The organism is Pseudomonas berkeleyensis, assembly GCF_014109765.1.
Lineage (GTDB): Bacteria > Pseudomonadota > Gammaproteobacteria > Pseudomonadales > Pseudomonadaceae > Aquipseudomonas > Aquipseudomonas berkeleyensis.
On the sequence record NZ_CP059139.1, the window covers coordinates 4,175,224 to 4,195,088 of the forward strand.

At 62.3% G+C, this 19,865-nt stretch carries 17 protein-coding genes; 11 read left to right on the top strand and 6 right to left on the bottom strand.

Annotated features, from left to right (window positions below; all coding sequences use genetic code 11):
- The first annotated feature begins 249 nt into the window (after positions 1–249).
- Complete coding sequence (gene mvaT, locus HS968_RS19360) at positions 250–624, top strand: histone-like nucleoid-structuring protein MvaT (RefSeq protein ID WP_182368237.1); 375 nt, start codon at positions 250–252, stop codon at positions 622–624.
- 278 nt (positions 625–902) lie between these two features.
- Here the strand turns inward: mvaT and sbcB are convergent, their stop codons facing one another.
- A complete protein-coding gene (gene sbcB / locus HS968_RS19365) occupies positions 903–2,336 on the bottom strand; it encodes an exodeoxyribonuclease I (RefSeq protein WP_182368239.1) in 1,434 nt (477 codons plus the stop codon).
- 181 nt (positions 2,337–2,517) lie between these two features.
- Here sbcB and HS968_RS19370 point away from each other — a divergent pair, with 181 nt between their 5' ends.
- From HS968_RS19370 to HS968_RS19405, 8 genes are all read left to right on the top strand, one after another.
- Positions 2,518–3,276, top strand: a complete 759-nt coding sequence (locus tag HS968_RS19370) for a DUF975 family protein (RefSeq protein ID WP_119693227.1) — start codon at positions 2,518–2,520, stop codon at positions 3,274–3,276.
- 88 nt (positions 3,277–3,364) lie between these two features.
- A complete protein-coding gene (locus HS968_RS19375) occupies positions 3,365–4,090 on the top strand; it encodes an RDD family protein (protein WP_182368241.1) in 726 nt (241 codons plus the stop codon).
- Entirely contained in the window at positions 4,087–5,067 is a 981-nt protein-coding gene (locus HS968_RS19380; protein WP_182368243.1) for a stage II sporulation protein M, read from the top strand. Before HS968_RS19375 ends, HS968_RS19380 begins: the two co-directional genes overlap by 4 nt.
- A complete protein-coding gene (locus HS968_RS19385; protein WP_182368245.1) occupies positions 5,054–6,631 on the top strand; it encodes a DUF4129 domain-containing protein in 1,578 nt (525 codons plus the stop codon). The genes HS968_RS19380 and HS968_RS19385 overlap by 14 nt, the downstream gene beginning before the upstream one ends.
- Complete coding sequence (locus HS968_RS19390; protein ID WP_182368247.1) at positions 6,628–7,806, top strand: DUF4350 domain-containing protein; 1,179 nt, start codon at positions 6,628–6,630, stop codon at positions 7,804–7,806. The genes HS968_RS19385 and HS968_RS19390 overlap by 4 nt, the downstream gene beginning before the upstream one ends.
- Entirely contained in the window at positions 7,803–8,843 is a 1,041-nt protein-coding gene (locus HS968_RS19395; protein ID WP_182368249.1) for an AAA family ATPase, read from the top strand. Before HS968_RS19390 ends, HS968_RS19395 begins: the two co-directional genes overlap by 4 nt.
- Positions 8,840–10,171, top strand: a complete 1,332-nt coding sequence (locus HS968_RS19400; protein WP_182368251.1) for a DUF58 domain-containing protein — start codon at positions 8,840–8,842, stop codon at positions 10,169–10,171. Before HS968_RS19395 ends, HS968_RS19400 begins: the two co-directional genes overlap by 4 nt.
- Before the next feature lie 252 nt (positions 10,172–10,423).
- Positions 10,424–11,005, top strand: coding sequence for a superoxide dismutase (locus tag HS968_RS19405; RefSeq protein ID WP_003462535.1), 582 nt, complete (start codon positions 10,424–10,426; stop codon positions 11,003–11,005).
- Between the two features lie 78 nt (positions 11,006–11,083).
- Here HS968_RS19405 and HS968_RS19410 read toward each other — a convergent pair whose 3' ends face one another.
- Positions 11,084–11,728: a hypothetical protein gene (locus tag HS968_RS19410; protein WP_182368253.1), complete on the bottom strand. Its 645-nt coding sequence runs from the start codon at positions 11,726–11,728 to the stop codon at positions 11,084–11,086.
- A gap of 2 nt (positions 11,729–11,730) precedes the next feature.
- Positions 11,731–13,026, bottom strand: coding sequence for an ammonium transporter (locus HS968_RS19415; protein ID WP_182368255.1), 1,296 nt, complete (start codon positions 13,024–13,026; stop codon positions 11,731–11,733).
- 255 nt (positions 13,027–13,281) lie between these two features.
- On the opposite strand from HS968_RS19415, the gene HS968_RS19420 reads away from it, so the two are divergent.
- On the top strand, positions 13,282–15,336 hold the full coding sequence (locus HS968_RS19420) for a putative bifunctional diguanylate cyclase/phosphodiesterase (protein ID WP_119693236.1): 2,055 nt from the start codon (positions 13,282–13,284) through the stop codon (positions 15,334–15,336).
- An 83-nt stretch (positions 15,337–15,419) separates the two neighbouring features.
- Here HS968_RS19420 and HS968_RS19425 read toward each other — a convergent pair whose 3' ends face one another.
- The gene (locus HS968_RS19425) at positions 15,420–16,325 is read right to left on the bottom strand and encodes a GIDE domain-containing protein (RefSeq protein ID WP_182368257.1); all 906 of its coding nucleotides are present in this window, start codon (positions 16,323–16,325) and stop codon (positions 15,420–15,422) included.
- Position 16,326: 1 nt separating this feature from the next.
- Positions 16,327–16,899, bottom strand: a complete 573-nt coding sequence (locus tag HS968_RS19430; protein WP_182368259.1) for a LemA family protein — start codon at positions 16,897–16,899, stop codon at positions 16,327–16,329.
- A 190-nt stretch (positions 16,900–17,089) separates the two neighbouring features.
- Here HS968_RS19430 and HS968_RS19435 point away from each other — a divergent pair, with 190 nt between their 5' ends.
- On the top strand, positions 17,090–18,427 hold the full coding sequence (locus HS968_RS19435; protein ID WP_106736779.1) for an imelysin family protein: 1,338 nt from the start codon (positions 17,090–17,092) through the stop codon (positions 18,425–18,427).
- 102 nt (positions 18,428–18,529) lie between these two features.
- Here HS968_RS19435 and HS968_RS19440 read toward each other — a convergent pair whose 3' ends face one another.
- Complete coding sequence (locus HS968_RS19440) at positions 18,530–19,501, bottom strand: IS110 family RNA-guided transposase (RefSeq protein WP_182368261.1); 972 nt, start codon at positions 19,499–19,501, stop codon at positions 18,530–18,532.
- Positions 19,502–19,865: the final 364 nt, after the last annotated feature.

The window sequence follows — 19,865 nt, forward strand, 5'->3', positions numbered from 1 at the left end:
AACTGCAGTAGCGCGGCCCCGAATAATGCGTGGCGATACGCCCTCGGCTGGCACGCAAACATCGCCACAACGCGCAACGGCAAAACTTTACACACAGTTGAAACAATCGAATTAATTCAACCCTGCCCGACACAAAGGGTTGCACTGCACATAGGTTATTTCTTTATACGCTGTTTACTTGTTTAAAGTGCCTGACTATTATTAGCCCACTGTTCACTACTAAAACTTATTCACGCCAAGGTAATGCCCATGTCGCTGATCAATGAATACCGCGCCACCGAAGAAGCCATCAAAGAGCTGCAAGAGCGCCTGAAGAACCTGTCGCAAGATGACAAGCTGAAGAAAGAGCTGGAGTTCGAAGGCAAGCTGCGCACCCTGATGGGCGAATACCAGAAGTCCCTGCGTGACATCATTGCCCTGCTCGACCCGGAAGCCAAAAGCGCCAAGGGTGTTCGCACCACCAAGCCTGCCGCTACCAAGCGCGCCCGCAAGGTCAAGCAATACAAGAACCCGCACAGCGGCGAAGTGATCGAAACCAAAGGCGGCAACCACAAGACGCTGAAAGAGTGGAAAGCCAAGTGGGGCGCCGATGTTGTTGAAGGTTGGGCTACTCTGCTGGGCTAACGCTTGAGCAACACCCACAAAACGCCAGCCATGCTGGCGTTTTTTTATGCCTGCAACTTTTCCCAGAGTTGACCGAGAAAACAGTTTCAGGCAATTGCTCATCCCGTTGCCAGAAACCTCCAGCTTATCGAGCCAGAGCAGGAACGCTGAATCGATTGAACTGCCAATAGTTCAGACGTTCAGATAAAAGTTCCCGAGTCCATTTTTACCGCACAGGGGCTGTCGGTACTTTCCCCTGCACCCACTGACTTTTTGCACAACCCAGCTCACCGATTCGATTATTCCAAGCCGTAGCGCACCTGCAATTGCTCTGCATAAGCCAGCCATTGCTGAAGTAGCTGTACCTGGCTCAGACTGCAATCGCCACGCATCGCCTCGAGTGCCACGCGAAATTGCTCCAGCGTATTGGGCGCGCCCCACTCCGGGTTGCTCAGACGTTGACGGCAGAAGTCCGTCCAGCGCTGCTGCTCGGGCGGCGAGAGCGTGTCCGGGAAGTTACGAGCACGGTAACGAAACAGCAGTTCCGGCAAACGTGCGTCATCGAATGGCCAGTCTCGCGAAGCCAGCTCCTGCGGTTGCGCATTACGCACCTGTTCGCACAGGCGGCGGTCACGATCACCGATGAAACCACCGTATAGCTGCTGTTCCGGGTCAGCGCTGCCGGCGAATGCTTCCTCCTGGTAAATCGTCCCCAGCTTGTCTTGCCATAGCGCCTGCGCCGCCTTGAGCGTCTCGACGTTGCACTCGCAGAGCGACCAGTCCAGGCCCAGGCGCTGCCGATCCGCATCACGCAGCACGGAAAGGGGAGCGACCACCGGGCAGCGATTAATATGCAGCAGTTTCAGCGGGACTGGCACTTCCCCCTCCGCCAGATCCTCGCGCCGGGTGTAAAGACGACTACGCAGCGTCTCGGCATCCAGATCCAGCAACACGCTCGGGTCGGCCTGCAGATCGCAGACGATCAATGCATTGCGGTTACGCGGATGCCAGGCCAGCGGCAAGACCGGCGCCAGATAATGGCGCGCAGCCGAGAAGCGACCGGAAACATGCAGCAGTGGCTGCAGCAGGCGAATCTGATCCATCACCCGCTGCTTGCTGCGTAACTGATATAGGAAGTCGTACAGACGCGGTTGACGCTCACGCAGCAGCCGAGCCAGGCCGATGGTTGCGCGCACGTCGGAAAGCGCATCGTGGGCCTGGCCATGATCGATGCCATTGGCTTGGGTCAGGCGCTCCAGCTTGAGCGTCACCCGCCCATCCTCTTGCGGCCACTCGATACCCTCAGGGCGAAGCGCGTATGCCATGCGCACCAGATCGATCAGATCCCAGCGGCTGTTACCCCCTTGCCATTCACGGGCATAGGGATCGAAGAAATTGCGATAGAGGCTGTAACGGGTCACCTCATCATCGAAGCGCAGGCTGTTGTAGCCGGCACCGCAGGTCCCCGGTGCAGACAGTGCGGCATGCACGCGGGTGACGAACTCACCCTCGCCCAGGCCTTTCTCACGCAGACGCTGCGGGTCGATACCGGTGACCAGGCACGCAGCCGGATGCGGCAGGATGTCGTCGCTGGGCTGGCAATAGATGTTCAGCGGCTCACCGATCTCGTTGAGCGACTCGTCGGTGCGAATACCAGCCACCTGCAGCGGACGGTCGCTACGCGGGTTGATGCCAGTGGTTTCATAGTCGTACCAGAAGATGCTGGAGGCCATCTGCGCTTCCTTCAATGCAAAGTGCAGGGAGTCTAACATTCGTGTCCCGCGACACCGCCGTCGGCAAAGCTTGAACCAGCGCACAGAGGCTACACGCCTCGGCCTGCCACCTCTTGTAGGCCAACACCTCTGCTACTAGCATTGCGGCCTTCCCACCACTCTCATGAACAAGGATGCCGCCATGAGTGACAGCACTGCCCCCAATCCCTACGCCGCCCCCGTCAGCAACCTGCAACTGCCCGTCAGCGACCAGACGCCCAGCATCGAAGAAGCCCTGGCTCGTGGCTACGACTTCAACATCGGTGATCTGCTCAGCGAATCCTGGAGCAAGGTCAGTGGCACCAAGGGCATCATCATCGGCGGTTTCCTGGTGTTCTACGTGGTGCTGCTGGCCGCGTCCTTCATCCTCGGAAGTGTCGTCGGTATCTTCAGCGCACTGAGCGACAACCTGTTCATCATGTTCGCCGGCGAGATCGTGATCTCGCTGCTGGCCTCGGCCCTGGCCTACCCTTTCATGGCCGGCATCAACATGGTGGGTATCCGCCGCGCGGCTGATCAGCCACTCAGCTTCAACGAGATCTTCAGCCACTTCGGCCGCACCATGCCGCTGATCATCACTGCAGTGGTGATGATGCTGCTGATCTACCTTGGCATGATCCTGCTGCTGATCCCAGGCATCTATCTGGCCGTCGCCTACCTGCTGGCCATCCCGCTGGTGGTCGAGCGCGGTCTATCGCCATGGCAGGCGCTGGAAGCCTCGCGCAAGGCCATCACCCAGCACTGGTTCAAGGTCTTCGGCCTGTTCCTGCTGCTCGGCCTGATCGTCATGGTCAGTGCCATTCCGCTGGGCATCGGCCTGGTCTGGACCATCCCACTGATGGTCGTCGCCATGGGCGTTCTCTACCGCACGATCTTTGGCGTGCTGCCTGCCGGCCAATGAGCTGACCTGACCGGGCCGAATCGATCGGCCCGGTTGCGTTATCGACCCGCTGCTCGCTAGCATCGGGCTTTCCCTGATGCAGTCCGCCATGCCCTCACGCTCAAGCGCCAGCTTTCCGCTTAGCCAGCCGCCCCTGGACACCCGCTACCAGGTCGAGACGCCGGAAGGCATCGACCTGCATCTGCGTCCGGCTGGCCTAGTGCCGCGCGCCCTGGCTTTCGCCATCGACCTGGCGATCCGCGGCCTGATCCTGGCTGTCATGTTCATCGTCCTCGGTCTTCTCGGTCAGTTCGGCATGGGCCTGGGCACCATCCTGCTGTTTCTCGTGACCTGGTGGTACATGGTGCTGTTCGAAGTGCTCAACCAGGGCCGCTCGCCCGGTAAGCAGATGCTTGGCCTGCGTGTGGTGCACGATGACGGCACACCCATCGGCTGGGCCGCCTCGCTGACACGCAACCTGCTGCGTTTCGTCGACATCCTGCCGTTCGGTTACACCCTGGGCATCATCAGTTGCCTGAATCATCCGGCGTTCAAACGTCTCGGCGATATCGCCGCAGGCACCCTGGTGGTCTACCGCGATGCCGCCGTGGCGCGCCCGCAATTGCCGGACGCCGAACCGCTGCCACCGCCCTTCCCGCTCAGCCTGGCCGAACAACGGGCCCTGCTCGGTTTCGCCGAACGTGGTGGTCAGTTGTCCGCCGCCCGCCGCGCCGAACTCGCGGCGCTGCTGGCCGAACCCTTGCAGGTACCCGCCGAGCAGACCGAAGCGCGCCTCAACGGCATCGCACGCGGGCTGTTGGGAACCACGCCATGAAGCAAAGCCTGTTCGAAAATCGCCACCAGGTCGACTGGGATAATTTCGCCGTTCAACTCGAAGCACTCGAGCGGGGCAAGGCCGAGCCCAAGTCCAACAGCCGCTTCGCCGCCAACTACCGGCAACTCTGTCAGCATCTGGCGCTGGCACAGGCGCGAGGCTACAGCAGCCACCTGATCGATCAGTTGCAACAGTTGGCCATGCGCGGCCACCAGCAGTTCTACCGTCACCGCAGCCACCTCGGCGCACAGCTGATCCGCTTCCTGTTCGGCGGTTTCCCTCGCCTGGTGCGCAGTGAATGGCGCGCGGTCTGTGCGGCCAGTCTGCTGTTCTTCGGCAGCCTGGGCCTGATGGGACTGCTCACCTACCTCTACCCGGAGCTGATCTACAGCCTGGTCAGCCCCGATCAGGTCAGCGAGATGGAGCGCATGTATGACCCCGACGCGCGGCGTCTTGGTCGTTTCAGCGAACGTGGCTCGGGCGACGACTGGGTGATGTTCGGTTTCTACATCATGAACAATATCGGCATCGCCTTTCAGACCTTCGCCAGCGGCCTGTTACTCGGCCTGGGCAGCCTGTTCTTCCTGCTGTTCAACGGCCTGATGATCGGCGCGGTGGCCGGTCACCTGACCCGCATCGGCTACGGCGAGCCGTTCTGGTCGTTCGTCATCGGCCATGGCGCATTCGAACTGACCGCCATCGCCCTGGCCGGCGCCGCCGGCTTCAAGCTCGGCTGGGCCTTGCTGGCGCCGGGTCGCCTACCGCGTGGCGAGGCCTTGCGCCTGGCTGCTGGCAAAGCAATCCAGCTGGTCGCTGGCGTGATCCTGTTCCTGTTGCTGGCGGCGTTCATCGAAGCCTTCTGGTCATCGACCACCTTCGCCAGCCCCGACATCAAGTACGCGGTGGGTGCAGGTCTTTGGGCGCTGGTGCTGATGTACCTGCTGCTGGCCGGCCGGAGGCAACATGCGCCTGACTGAAGCCAGCGTCGCCATCCGTCCTCGCACCGCCTGGGAAGCCATCGACCTCGGCGTGCTGCTCGCGCGTCGTCACGCCGGCTTGCTGATGGCGAGCTGGGCACTGGTTACCCTGCCGTTGTTCGCCCTGCTCTGCGCAGTGCTCTGGCAGTACCCGGGCTGGGCGATCTTCATCTTCTGGTGGCTCAAGCCTGCTTACGAGCGCTTGCCGTTGTACATCCTGTCGCAGGCACTGTTCGGCAACACACCATCGTTGAAGCAGTCCCTGCGGGCCCTGCCACGCCTGCTGTGGCCACAACTGCTGGCCAGCCTCACCTGGCGCCGCCTGAGCCCGACGCGCAGCTTCGACCTGCCGGTACTGCAGCTCGAAGGTTTGTCTGGCCAGGCACGCAGCCAGCGCCTGATCGTCCTCGGCCAGCGCGACAGCGGCGCCGCCACCTGGCTGACGCTGGTCGGTGTGCACCTGGAAATCGCCCTGTGGATGGGTCTGGCCGCGCTGTTCTACCTGATGCTGCCGCAGCAGGTGGAAACCAACTGGAGCTGGGAAACCCTGATCGCCGCCAGCAGTGGTCAATGGCTCTGGCTGGAACACCTGTCCAACCTGCTGTACGTGTTGCTGCTGATTCTCTGGGAACCGGTCTACGTCGCCTGCGGTTTCACCCTCTATCTCAATCGACGTACCGCACTGGAAGCCTGGGACATCGAGCTGACCTTCCGCCGCCTGCGCCAGCGCCTGACCGGCAGCGCCTATGCCGTGTTGCTTGGCTGCGCCGTGCTGCTGAGCCAACTGCCGAGCGATGCCTGGGCCGAAACGCCCGCGAGCGCCAGCGAACAAGCCGAACTGCAAGGCCCTGACGCACCACGCCTGCTCAAGCAACAGCTGACCAGCCAGGCAGCGCGCGCCGGCATCGAATCCCTGCTCGACGAACCACCGTTCCAGCATCGTGAAACCGTCACGCGCTGGCGCCTGGGTGAGGAAAAACCGGCCCAGGAAGCCGACCCGCAAGACCTCGAAGCCCTGCTCGAGATGCTCAAGAACCTGCTCAAGCTTGGCGAGTGGTGGAAGAGTCTGGATGTCGTCGCACAGATTTTCGAAGTGCTGTTGTGGGGTGCTCTCGTCGCCCTGCTGGCCTTCATCCTCTGGCGTTACCGAGAATGGCTGCAGATCTTCGGCGAACATATTGGCCTGCCACTGCGGCGCAAGGTATCGACACCCGATCAGTTGTTCGGCCTGGAACTGGCACCAGAAAGCCTGCCTGACGACGTCGCCAGCGAGGCCGAGCGACTCTGGGCCGAGCAACCTCGCGCAGCCCTCGGTCTGCTTTATCGCGCCCTGCTAAGCCGCCTGCTACATGAGCATCGGTTGCCGCTGAAACAATCACACACCGAGGGCGAAGTCCTGCACCTGGTCGCCGGATTACAACAGCAGGAACTGGCAGACTACAGCCAGCAGCTCACCGGCCATTGGCAGGCGCTGGCCTATGGTCATCGTCTGCCTGCCGAGGCGCTACGCCTGGGCTTGTGTCAGGGTTGGCGCAACCTGTTCGGCCAGGGGCGCACACCATGAGTCGGCGCGCCGGATTCATCCTGGGCATGGCCTTGCTATTGGTGCTGGGTCTGCTCGCCAGCTACCTGCTGGGCAAGCTCGAACCCTATGAAGAGGTGGTCGAACACGGCCCTTCACCGGAAGTGGACAGCAGCCCCTACCTGGCAGCCGAACACTTCCTGCGCCTGCAGAACATCACTGCGCGCCGCGCCGACAGCCTGGAAGTGCTCGACGGCCTGCCCAGCCAGGGCCAGACCCTGATGCTGCTGGCCGACCGCAGCAACATGACTCCACGTCAGGCCGAAAAACTACTGCAATGGACGGCCAATGGCGGTCATCTGCTGCTGATCGCCGAACGCCTGTGGGATGAGGACGAGGGCAAGAGTGGCGATCTGCTGCTCGACCTGCTCGGCATCCAGCAACACATGAGCGACGAGCTGGACGAAGAAGAGAGCAGCGCGGACGAAGCGAGTGAAGAAGGCGAAGCCTATCCACAGTTGACCAAGCTCTACCTGGAAAACGAGCAGGAACCCGCCTATATCGCCTTCGACACCGACTACCACCTGTACGACTCGCAGAACCGCGCCCACGCCTGGGCCAACAGTGCTCTGGCTACCCACTTGCTGCAGCTCTATCACGGCGACGGCTTGATCACCGTACTCAGTGATCCGTGGATCTGGCAGAACCGCAACATCGACGAATACGACCATGCCTGGCTGCTCTGGTACCTCGGCCAGGACAGCGCGGTGACCCTGCTCTACCACGCTGACAGCGACAGCCTGGCAAGCCTGCTGCTGCGCCATTTCCCGCTGGCGCTGGCGGTGCTGGCTCTGCTGATCATCGCCGGCCTCTGGCACCTCGGCATGCGCCACGGCCCGCTGCAAGCGCCGGCCAGCCGTGCACGTCGGCAACTGGAAGAACATCTGCGTGGCAGCGCCGATTTCCTGCTCCGCCGCAGCGGCCAGCACAGCCTGCTCAAGGGCCTGCAGCAGGACATCCAGCGCCGTGCGCGGCGCCGTCATCCCGGTTTTGAAAAACTCGCCGTGGCCGAGCAATGGCAGGTGCTGGGTCGCCTGACCCGTCTGCCGGCCAGGGAAATCAGCCAGGCCATGCGCCCGCTGCCACAGAAACGCCTTTCCGCCACCGATTTCACCCGCCAGGTCGCGCACCTGCAGAACCTCAGGAATGCCCTATGACGAGCGAACAGACACCCGACGCCGAAATCACGCCAGTCAACGAGGCCCCCGCCACGCCCGCCAGTAATCCGCAGGCCCAACAGCGCCAGCGGGCCAGCCAGTTGGCGCAGGCACTGCGCGCAGAGCTGCGCAAGGCGGTGATCGGCCAGAATACGGTGATCGACGATGTGCTCACCGCCCTGATCGCCGGCGGTCACGTGCTCGTCGAAGGCGTTCCCGGTCTCGGCAAGACCCTGCTGGTGCGTGCCCTGGCGCGTTGCTTCGGCGGCGAGTTCGCACGCATCCAGTTCACCCCGGATCTGATGCCCAGCGATGTCACCGGCCATGCCGTGTACGACATGCAGAGCGAGCAGTTCAAACTGCGCAAAGGGCCGGTGTTCACCAACCTGCTGCTGGCCGACGAAATCAACCGCGCCCCGGCCAAGACGCAGGCCGCGTTGCTGGAAGTGATGCAGGAACGCCAGGTCACCCTGGAAGGCCGCGCGCTGGCCGTACAGCTGCCATTCATGGTGCTGGCGACCATGAACCCGATCGAGCAGGAAGGCACCTATCCGCTGCCGGAAGCCGAGCTGGATCGCTTCATGCTCAAGCTGCGCATGGACTATCCGGAGCAGGACGAAGAGCTCAACATGGTGCGCCAGGTCACCCGCTCGGCCAAGGCCGACATGCTCGAGGTCAGCCCGCTGCGTACCCTGCTGCAGGCCAAGGATGTGCTGGCCCTGCAGAAGATCGCCAGCGACCTGCCACTGGACGATCAAGTGCTCGACTACGCCGTACGTCTGGCCCGCGCCACCCGCAGTTGGCCCGGCCTGGCCATGGGCGCCGGCCCGCGCGCCTCCATCGCTCTGGTACGTGGCGCACGGGCGCGGGCGCTGCTGCGCGGCGGTGATTTCGTCCTGCCCGATGACATCAAAAGCTGCGCCCTGGCCGTATTGCGTCACCGCGTGCGGCTGGCTCCGGAGCTGGACATCGAAGGTCTGTCGGTGGATCAGGTGCTGCAACAGTTGCTCGACCAGGTACCGGCCCCTCGTCTATGAAGCCCTCGCGCCTGCTCCTCGGGCTGCTCGGCGGCCTGTTCGCTGCCGCCGTGCTGCTCGGCGCCCTGCCCCTGCTCGGCATAAGCCTGGCAAGCAACGTGATGCCGATTGCCTGGGGCCTGCTGGTAGCCCTGGCGTTGCTCGCCACGCTCGACGCTCTGTGGCTGCGCCGCCTGCCCTCGCCACGCGTGGTGCGCACGCTGCCGGGCAACCTGCCGCTCGGGCGCTGGAGCGAGGTGCAACTGACGGCTCATCACGACTACCCCCAGGCCCTGGAGATCGAGGTCTTCGACCACATTCCCGAAGGCATGGCATTCGAGCACCTGCCGCAACGCATGAGCCTGCGCCCGGGCCAGCAGACGCGCATCCTCTATCGCCTCAAGCCACTGGTGCGCGGGCATTTCCACTTCAACCATTGCGAACTGGCACTACCCAGCCCGTTGCGTCTGTGGCAGGCCAAGCGCCTGCTGGAGCTGCCTGACGAGAGCCGCGTCTACCCCGATTTCGCTCGCCTGTACGGTGCCCAGCTCAAGGCTGTGGATGACTGGTTGAGCCAGCTCGGCGTACGCCAACGCCCACGCCGTGGCCTGGGCCTGGAGTTCCACCAGTTGCGCGAGTTTCGTGACGGCGACACCCTGCGCCAGATCGACTGGAAGGCCACCGCGCGCAAGCGCACGCCGATTGCCCGCGAATACCAGGACGAGCGCGACCAGCAGATCGTCTTCCTGCTCGATTGCGGCCGACGCATGCGCAGCCAGGACGATGAACTCTCGCACTTCGATCACGCCCTCAACGCCACGCTGCTGCTCACTTACGTGGCGCTGCGCCAAGGCGATGCCGTGGGCCTTGCGACCTTCGCCGGCAATCAGTCGCGCTACCTGGCCCCGGTCAAAGGGCCGGCTCAGCTCAACGTGCTGCTCAATGCCGTCTACGACCTGGAAACCAGCCAGCAACCGGCTGACTTCAGTGCGGCCGCCGACCTTCTGCTGGCCCGCCAGCGGCGCCGTGCCCTGGTCGTGCTGGTGACCAACCTGCGCGACGAAGATGATCAGGATCTTCTCGCCGCCGTGAAGCGCCTGTCGCGCCAGCATCGGGTGTTAATTGCCAGCCTGCGCGAAGAGGCACTCGATCGCCTGCGCCAGACACCCGTGGAGCAGTTCGATCAGGCCCTGGCCTACTGCGGCACGCTGGATTACCTCAACGCCCGCGCCGAGCTGCACGAGCGCCTCGCCGCCCACGACGTGCCAGTGCTCGACGCCCGGCCAGGTGAACTGGGCCCGGAGCTGGTCAGCAGTTACCTGGCCTGGAAGAAGGCCGGAGCACTTTAAAAAGCAACACCTCCCACGCGCCGCGGTCGAACCCCACATACGGAGACGTAGAGGCCCTGGCATCGGCTTTCCCACACAGTTGTTGCGTGGTTAAGCCGGGGGGCCGGTGCTATGATCCCCGTTCTGCGGCGCAAGGAGTGGAAACTCCCGCCGCCTGCAGGCTGTAGCGGAACACCGCACTGGCCTGCTGTTCCGGCCGCCCGTGAACGGCCTCATGCGCATACCGCACACGACCTGAGTAGGAGATAGACCATGGCTTTTGAATTGCCGCCGCTGCCTTACGAAAAGAACGCTCTCGAGCCGCACATTTCCGCCGAGACCCTGGAATTCCACCACGACAAGCACCACAACACCTACGTGGTGAACCTGAACAACCTGGTGCCGGGCACCGAGTTCGAAGGCAAGAGCCTGGAAGAGATCGTCAAGACGTCCTCGGGCGGCATCTTCAACAACGCCGCTCAGGTGTGGAACCACACCTTCTACTGGAACTGCCTGTCGCCCAATGGCGGTGGCCAACCGACCGGCGCCCTGGCTGACGCCATCAACGCTGCCTTCGGTTCCTTCGACAAGTTCAAGGAAGAGTTCAGCAAGGTTTCCATCGGTACCTTCGGTTCCGGCTGGGGCTGGCTGGTGAAGAAAGCTGACGGCTCCCTGGCCCTGGCCAGCACCATCGGCGCCGGCTGCCCGCTGACCAGCGGCGACACCCCGCTGCTGACCTGCGACGTCTGGGAACACGCTTACTACATCGACTACCGCAACCTGCGTCCGAAGTACGTCGAAGCGTTCTGGAACCTGGTCAACTGGGACTTCGTTGCCCAGAACTACGCGGCCTGAGTCCAAGCCTCGTAACGCAAGAACCCGGCCTCTCGGCCGGGTTTTTCGTTTCTGCCCCGAGGCGCGGCTTCATCGCCGCTAAAGCAGACGCCGCGGAGAAAAGGCCACGCCCTCTTCCTCTACTCGACTGACCGCCTGACTCAGCACCCGATCCGCCCGCACAGGGCCGAGAAACTCGCACAAGCCGATATAGAGCAGATTGAGCAGCTTGCGCAGCTGTTCCAGACCGAGGCTTTCTATACCCTCTTGCGTGCCCTGCTCCAGCCAGGCCCGCAGCCGCGTGGCCAGCTCCGCCCCCACCTGCATCCCTCCCAGGTTGCCGGAAGCAAATCGACGCAAGGCCTGCTGCTGCGGCACCTCCAGTTGCTCCAGCAATGCCTGACTGAGCGAGAGGAAGGTTTTCTGTGCGGCAGCATCCGGCTTGGCCACGCTGCGAATCGCCTCGTTGCGGCCCTGGCGCCAGGCCAGCAATTGCTCTTCCGGATCCGGCAACAGCTGTGAGGGCGGCCCGGTCAAGGCACCGACCAGTTCGCGATACAGTCGCGCACGCTCGAGCTTGCGCTCGGTACGCAGCACCACCTCGGCGAGAAACTCATTGAGTGCAAAGGGCGGCTTGTCGGCGTACTTGCTCTCCCACAATGCCAGCAGGGGCCAGACCTCCTCCTCGGAGAAATGTCCGGCCAGACCGGTATAGATCGCGCGGCGACGAAGGCTCAGTCTCATCCTCAGCCCCTCCTCGACCATTGCTCGCTATCGAAGGTCTGCGCCAGGTTGAACTCTGGATACCCCACCTCGGCGTGCTCGGCAAAATCCAGCCCGCGCTGTTCCTGCTGCGGCGTCACGCGCAGACCGATGGTCTTGGCCAGCAGCAGGTACATCAGCAGCGCCATGGGAAATGCCCAGAGGAAAGCAGAAGCGGCGCCCAACGCCTGGATCGCCACGCGCGACCAGTTGAACAGGTCGCCCTGATAGAACAACCCCGCGGCCAGCGTGCCCCAGATGCCGGCGAAACCATGCACGGACACCGCACCGACGACATCGTCGATACGCAGCCGGTCGAGCAGGCGCATGCCGAACACCACCACGAAACCAGCCAGCAGCCCGCTGAGCGCAGCGAAGCCCGGCGCCATCGTTGCGCAACCGGCGGTAATCCCCACCAGCCCCCCAAGCGAACCGTTGACGGTGGTGGTCAGCAGGATCGGACTGGCGGTGCTGCGTTGTGCCAACAGGGCACCAATGGCGCCAGAAACAGCGGCGAGGTGGGTATTCAGCGCGATCAAGCCCAGGCTGGTGCTGACCTCCAGGTTACTCCCGGCGTTGAAGCCGAACCAACCGAACCAGAGGATGAAACCACCCAACGCCACCATGCCGAGATTGTGGCCGGGAATCATCCGCGCCTCACCGTCACTGCCGAAGCGGCCCAGTCGCGGCCCCAGCACCAGGATGCCGGCCAAGGCGCACCAGGCGCCGACGCTATGCACCACGGTAGAACCGGCGAAGTCGACGAATCCCATCTTGGCCAACCAGCCCTGACCACCGTACACACCGCTCCATACCCAGCTGCCAAATATCGGGTAGATCACACCACTGATCAGCACCGCACCGATCAGATACGCCGAGTAGCGTGTGCGTTCGGCCATCGCACCACTGGCGATGGTCGCCGCCGTGACGGCGAACATCATCTGAAACAATAGAAAGGTGTAATCCCAGGGCTCGCCTTCGTGCAGACCGAAATGGCTCATGCCGAACCAGCCCGTGAGGTTGCTGCCGAACATCAGGCCGAAGCCCACCAGCCAGAAGACGATGCCGCCCACGCAGCTGTCCATGTAGTTCTTCATCATCACGTTGACCGCGTTCTTCGCACGCGACATGCCGCTTTCCAACAGGGCAAAACCGGCCTGCATGAAGAACACCAGGACACTGGCCAGCACGATCCAGGCGATATTGATCGCCTCGTCATCGGCGGCATGTGCGTACGGGGTAAAGCAGACAGCGACGAACCACAGCCACAGTGTTTTCATCCGAGCCCCCTCATAATGGTCACGTCAGCCTTCGCAACTCTTGTGCCAGCCATTTGCCATGTCAGATAGCGCTCAAGTCCGCTAAATTCGCACCGACACAGAGCAAGGGGCACGGCCAGATGGATTGCCGCGCACCATGACCGATCCTTGAGAACAAAAAGTGCCACCAGTGATGATGGCCCTTTGACGGCTAGGTCGAGATTGCCAATACTCTCGTCTGACTGACGCTGTAAGCATCGACACAAGGAATTGCCTTTGAAGCTGGAATTGAAGAACAGCTTGTCACTCAAGTTGCTCCGCGTAGTGCTGCTGTCGGCACTGGTAGTGGGAGTGGTACTGAGCTGCGCGCAGATCGTGTTCGATGCCTACAAGACGCGCCAGGCGGTTGCCAATGATGCGCAACGCATTCTGGGGATGTTCCGCGACCCATCGACCCAGGCCGTGTACAGCCTGGATCGGGAAATGGGCATGCAGGTGATCGAAGGCCTGTTCCAGCACGAGTCGGTGCGCTACGCCGCCATCGGCCACCCCAACGAGCCCATGCTGGCGGAAAAATCCCGCGACCTGGCACAGATCCCGACCCGCTGGCTGACCGATCCGATTCTTGGTCAGGAACAATTATTTTCCACCAAGTTGGTCGGCCGAGGCCCCTACAGTGAGTATTACGGCGACCTCAACATCACCCTCGACACAGCACCGTACGGCGAGAGCTTCGTCACCAACTCGGTGATCATCTTCATCTCCGGCGTATTACGCGCCATGGCCATGGGCCTGGTGCTGTACCTGGTCTATCACTGGCTGCTGACCAAACCGCTGTCGAAGATCATCGAGCACCTGACCCACATCAATCCGGATCGCCCCAGCGAACACAAATTGCCCATGCTCAAGGGCAACGAGAAGAACGAACTGGGCTTGTGGATCAACACCGCCAATCAGCTTCTATCCTCCATCGAGCGCAACACCCACCTACGCCGGGAGGCCGAGAACAGCCTGCTGCGCATGGCCCAGTACGACTTCCTCACCGGCCTGCCCAACCGCCAGCAACTGCAACAGCAGCTCGACCAGATTCTCGAAGACGCCGGCCGCCTGCAACGCCGCGTCGCCGTACTGTGTGTCGGTCTCGACGACTTCAAGGGCATCAACGAACAGTTCAGCTACCAGAGCGGCGACCAGCTACTGCTCGCCCTATCCGACCGCCTGCGCAGCCACAGTGGCCGTCTCGGCGCCCTGGCGCGCCTGGGTGGCGACCAGTTCGCCCTGGTTCAGGCCGATATCGAACAGCCCTACGAAGCCGCCGAACTGGCGCAAAGCGTGCTCGACGACCTGGAACTGCCCTTCCTGCTCGACCACCAGGAAGTGCGTCTGCGCGCCACCATCGGCATCACGCTGTTCCCGGAGGATGGCGACAGCACCGAGAAGCTGTTGCAGAAAGCCGAACAGACCATGACCCTGGCCAAGAGCCGCTCGCGCAATCGCTACCAGTTCTACATCGCCAGCGTCGACAGCGAGATGCGTCGCCGTCGCGAACTGGAGAAGGATCTACGCGACGCCCTGGCGCAGAACCAGCTGCATCTGGTCTATCAGCCGCAGGTGGATTATCGCGACCACCGCGTGGTCGGCGTCGAAGCGCTACTGCGCTGGCAACACCCGCAGCATGGTTTCGTGCCGCCGGATCTGTTCATTCCGCTGGCCGAACAGAACGGCACCATCATTCCCATCGGCGAATGGATTCTCGACCAGACCTGTCGCCAATTGCGCGAATGGCACGACCAGGGGTTCACCGACCTGCGCATGGCCATCAACCTGTCCACCGTGCAGCTGCACCACTCGGAGCTGCCGCGCGTGGTCAACAACCTGATGCAGGTCTACCGCCTGCCACCGAAGAGCCTCGAGCTGGAAGTCACCGAAACCGGCCTGATGGAAGACATCAGCACCGCCGCCCAGCACCTGCTCAGCCTACGCCGCTCCGGTGCGCTGATCGCCATCGACGACTTCGGTACCGGCTACTCCTCGCTGAGTTATCTGAAGAGCCTGCCGCTGGACAAGATCAAGATCGACAAGAGCTTCGTGCAGGATCTGCTCGAAGACGAGGACGACGCCACCATCGTTCGCGCCATCATCCAGTTGGGCAAGAGCCTGGGCATGCAGGTGATCGCCGAAGGCGTGGAAACCGCCGAGCAGGAGGCCTACATCATCGCCCAGGGCTGTCATGAGGGTCAGGGCTACCTGTACAGCAAACCGCTACCAGCGCGCGAATTAACCCTGTTCCTCAAGCAGGCGAGACGCCTGAGTTCTGCCGCTACGCTCTAGGTAGACGACACCCGCGTTAGGCAAAGCCGGTGCGCATGGCGCACCCTACAAGGCCGTATGCAGACTCAACGTCCTGGCTAGCCCTACCAATGCTGCACGCCGAACAGCCAGGCCGTGGACAGCGCACCCGCCAGACACAGCGCCGCACCTGCGGCAGCCTGCCAATAGAAACTACGTGCCAGCTCGTCCTCTCCGCTGTTGGAAAGGATGAACGGCTGACGCTCTCCGGGCTTGCTCATCTGGTGCCGCGCAGGCTGCGCTGCCTTGCGCCGATGCCGATCCTCGGCTTCGAGTTGCGCCGCCAGGCGCACACGATTCCACTCCAGTTCATCGAGCTCGCCATTACCATCGCTGTCGAAACGCCGCAACAAGCCGACGTAATCGCCCTTCCACTCGCGGATCACCTCGCCCTGAGCCGAGGGCATGTCGAAACCCTGTTGCGCAGCGCCGTGAGTACGGAAATCGCCGATGGCATACAGCGGTTGGCCGGCATGAAAACGCTCTTCGCTGTAGCGGTAGCGTTTGCCGCTGGTGAGAAAACCGAACAGCCCGGTCTTGGCTGGGCCCAGCGGGTGACGCAGATTACCCTCCCAGACCTCGCGAACCGCCGTGCGAATCTCCGCCCCGCGCGGGTCGATCAGGCACTCACCGGTGCCATCGACCAGGCGCAACCAGGTATCGCTGGCGCCACTCTCGACAACCCGCCAACTGCGTTTCTTGTCGCTGGAGACGTACTCTTCGATACGGAAGCGCCACCACAGGCAGGGTTTGCCGGTCAGCGGCCCGCGAGTCTGCACATCCGGCAGTTCTTCGAGCACGCCATAAAGCTCGACATAGCCCTGCGCCGCCGAACGAATCTTCGAAGTTGGCGTGTCGAGCAGGTGGCGTGCCTGCGACCAACGTCGCAAGCACCACCAACCACCGCCCAGGCAGGCACCGAGGGTGAAGAACAGTGCAACCAGAAAGCCGAGAGGATCGCCGTGCATCATCTCAGTTGAACAGGGACTTGATATCGACGTCGGCTTTCTCCGCGTCGCTGAACACCAGCAACTCGGCCGCCGGGAAGTTGAACATGCGCGCGACGATCACATCCGGAAACTGCTCGATGCGCACGTTGTTGAGATTGACCGCTTCGTTGTACAGCTCGCGCCGGTCGGCGATGCCGTTTTCCAGACCGCTGATGCGTTGCTGCAGATGCTGGAAGCTGTCGTTGGCCTTGAGCTCCGGGTAGTTCTCGGCCAAGGCGAACAATTGCCCCAGGCCGGCGCGCAGACCACTTTCGGCCTTGCCCAGGGCGCTTACGTCATGTTGTTCGCGAGCACTGGCAACCGCGCTGCGCGCCGCAATCACACGTTCCAGCGTGGAGCCTTCGTACTGCATGTACTGCTTGCAGGTTTCCACCAGCTTGGGCAGCTCGTCATGACGCTGCTTGAGCAACACGTCGATATTCGACCAGGCCTTGCTCACTCCATGCTTGAGACGCACCAGGCCGTTGTACAACGACACCGCGTAGGCGCCCAGCAAAATGAGGACGACGATCAGGATCACGGCGGTCAGGCTCATGCAGTTTTCTCCATGCAGAACTGCGAATCGGGTGCTGGCATTCTAACGGCAGTCACGGGCGGCGGAAGCGATATCCCGCACAGCAACGAATAATGGCCTTTACACATAATGCGAAACATTTGCATTATGTTGCAGTTTTTCAGGTACCCCTGCGTACCATCCACATTCTGTACATGCAAAGGACCACGCCATGATTCGTATGCCCCTGGCTTCCGCCAGCCTGCTGGCCATCGCCATTTCCCTCGCCGGCTGCGGTGAAGACAAAGCGCCTGCCAACCAAGCGGCGGCTCCGGCTGCCAGCACCGAGAGCACCGTCACCAGCGCAGCCGCCAAGGTCGACGAAGCAGCTGCGCAGGCAGTAGTGAAGCACTACGCTGACCTGGCTCTGGCCGTATTCAGCGACGCAGCCAGCACCGGCAAGGCCCTGCAGAGCGCCGTGGATGCCCTGCTCGCCGACCCGAGCGAGGCGACCCTGAAGGCTGCTCGCGAAGCCTGGCTGGCCGCACGCGTACCGTACATGCAGACCGAAGTGTTCCGCTTCGGCAACCCGGTGGTGGACGAGTGGGAAGGTCAGCTCAACGCCTGGCCGCTGGACGAAGGCCTGATCGACTACGTCGCCGCCGACTACCAGCATGCGCTGGGCAACCCGGGCGCACAGGCCAACATCATCGCCAACACCGAAATCCAGGTGGGTGAAGACAAGATCGACGTCAGCGAAATCACCGGCGAGCTGCTGGCTAGCCTGAACGAGCTGGGCGGTTCCGAAGCCAACGTCGCCACCGGCTACCATGCCATCGAATTCCTGCTCTGGGGCCAGGATCTGAACGGCACCAACCCTGGCGCCGGCGAGCGTCCCTACACCGATTACCTGGTGGGCGAAGGCGCTACCGGTGGTCACAACGAGCGTCGCCGCACCTACCTGAAAGCTGCCACCGACCTGCTGGTCAGCGACCTGGACGAAATGGTCGAGCAGTGGAAAGACGGCGTGGAAGGTAACTACCGCAGCGAGCTGCTGGCCGACTCCGCCGAGAACGGTATGCGCAAGATGCTGTTCGGCATGGGCAGCCTGTCACTGGGCGAACTGGCCGGCGAGCGCATGAAAGTCGCGCTGGAAGCCAACTCCACCGAAGACGAGCACGATTGCTTCAGCGACAACACCCACAACTCGCACTTCTACAATGGCCTGGGCATCCGCAACGTCTATCTGGGCGAGTACAAGAAAGCCGATGGCAGCACCCTGACCGGCCCGAGCCTGTCTGAACTGGTCGCCAAAATCGACGCTCAGGCTGACAGCACCCTCAAGGCCGATCTGGACGCCACCCAAGCCGAACTGCAAAAGCTGGTCGACAGTGCCGAGAAGAACAACGTGCACTTCGATCAACTGATCGCAGCCGACAACGCCGAAGGTCAGGCTCTGGTTCGCGGCGCCATCGCTGCACTGGTCAAGCAGACCGGCGCTATCGAGCAGGCTGCCGGCAAGCTGGGCATCAGCGACCTGAACCCGGACACCGCCGATCACGAGTTCTGATCGAAACGCAGGGTTGAACAACCGGCGCATCCGCAAGGAGCGCCGGTTTTTTTATGGCCTGTTATCTCCGGCGCAGACAGACCGTAGATACCGTCTTGCGCCTTACCGTGCAATTGCCAAAGCAAGATCGAAAGGTTTGCGCGATTTCAGTACGCCATAAGCGATGCACAGCAGTTTGCGCATCGCTGCGCAGACGGTTTGTTTACCCCTCTTGCCCCTGGCTCTTAGACGCTCGGCCTGCGCTTTGATCGCTGGGTTATAAGTGAGCGCCACCACGGCAGGCAGGTACAACGCAGTCCGTAGTCTGGCCGAGCCCGTGCGCGAGATGCCGCTATGGCCTCGGGCGACACCAGACTCTTGTAACCGTGGATCTAAACCGGCAAATGCCGTGACGGCACGTGCATCGGTAAAGCGTTCGATATCACCGAGTTCAGCCATTATCAGAGCCGCGGTCTTCTCGGCGATACCATTGATGCTCACGAGCAAGTCGCGTTTACCACGCAAATCCGGGTCATCGTCGATATGTCGCTTGATCTGTTCTAGCGTCCAGGCGATCTGTTCATCGAGCCTTTGCAGAACCGCCTGAATCGAGCTTTGAACAGTGCTCGAGCTGACGTCGAGTCGATTGAGCTCCATCTGCCGCAGCGACTGCAGATCCTCCAGGCGCCGGGTCAAGGCACGCAGCTGACGCACGGACACCGGCTCCGGGTACCAGCCACGCAAGTGCTCGACGTGTAGCTGGCCATAGGTGGCGATCAGCTTGGCGTCCAGTTTGTCCGTTTTACTGCGTTGCAGTTGGCTCTGGGCATAACGGGCGATCTGCGACGGGTTGAGCACCGCGATCCGATAACCCAGTTCATGGAAATGCTCAGCAAGCGCCTCGTGATAGATGCCCGTGGCCTCCATCACGATCCATGCGCCAGGCTCGGCATGTCGCTGCAGCCAGTCGGCGAAGACCGCAAAGCCTGCCTTGTCGTTGCTCAGTTTGCTTTTGGTTCGGTGCTTGCCGTTAGGTTGCAAGATCGCCAGATCGAAGGTGCGCTTGGCGATATCAACGCCCACTACCGCTGCCATAATGTCCTCCTCCACAGATTTGCACCGATCATCACGTCATCCTGTCCAACCTTGCTGATGCGAGCTCGAAGCTCTGGATACCGTTCGGACTTGGCGGATGAGTGCGGAGAAGCGCAGCGCAATCTACGAGGCAAGCTCAAGGCTTAAGGGTGGGTACGGCCTGCAGCTCCTCCCCCGATGATCAGTCGGGAACCATAACCTCGCAGGAGGCTATGGTCGAGATACAAGGGTGGGTTAGCCGCCTGTCACGTTTGCCGATCAATTCAAGACGCCTGATGCGGCGTAACCCACCATAGGCGCAACGCGATCTATCGCCTGGTGGGTTACGCGGCGCGCTGCGCTCATCGGCGACAGCAAGAACGGT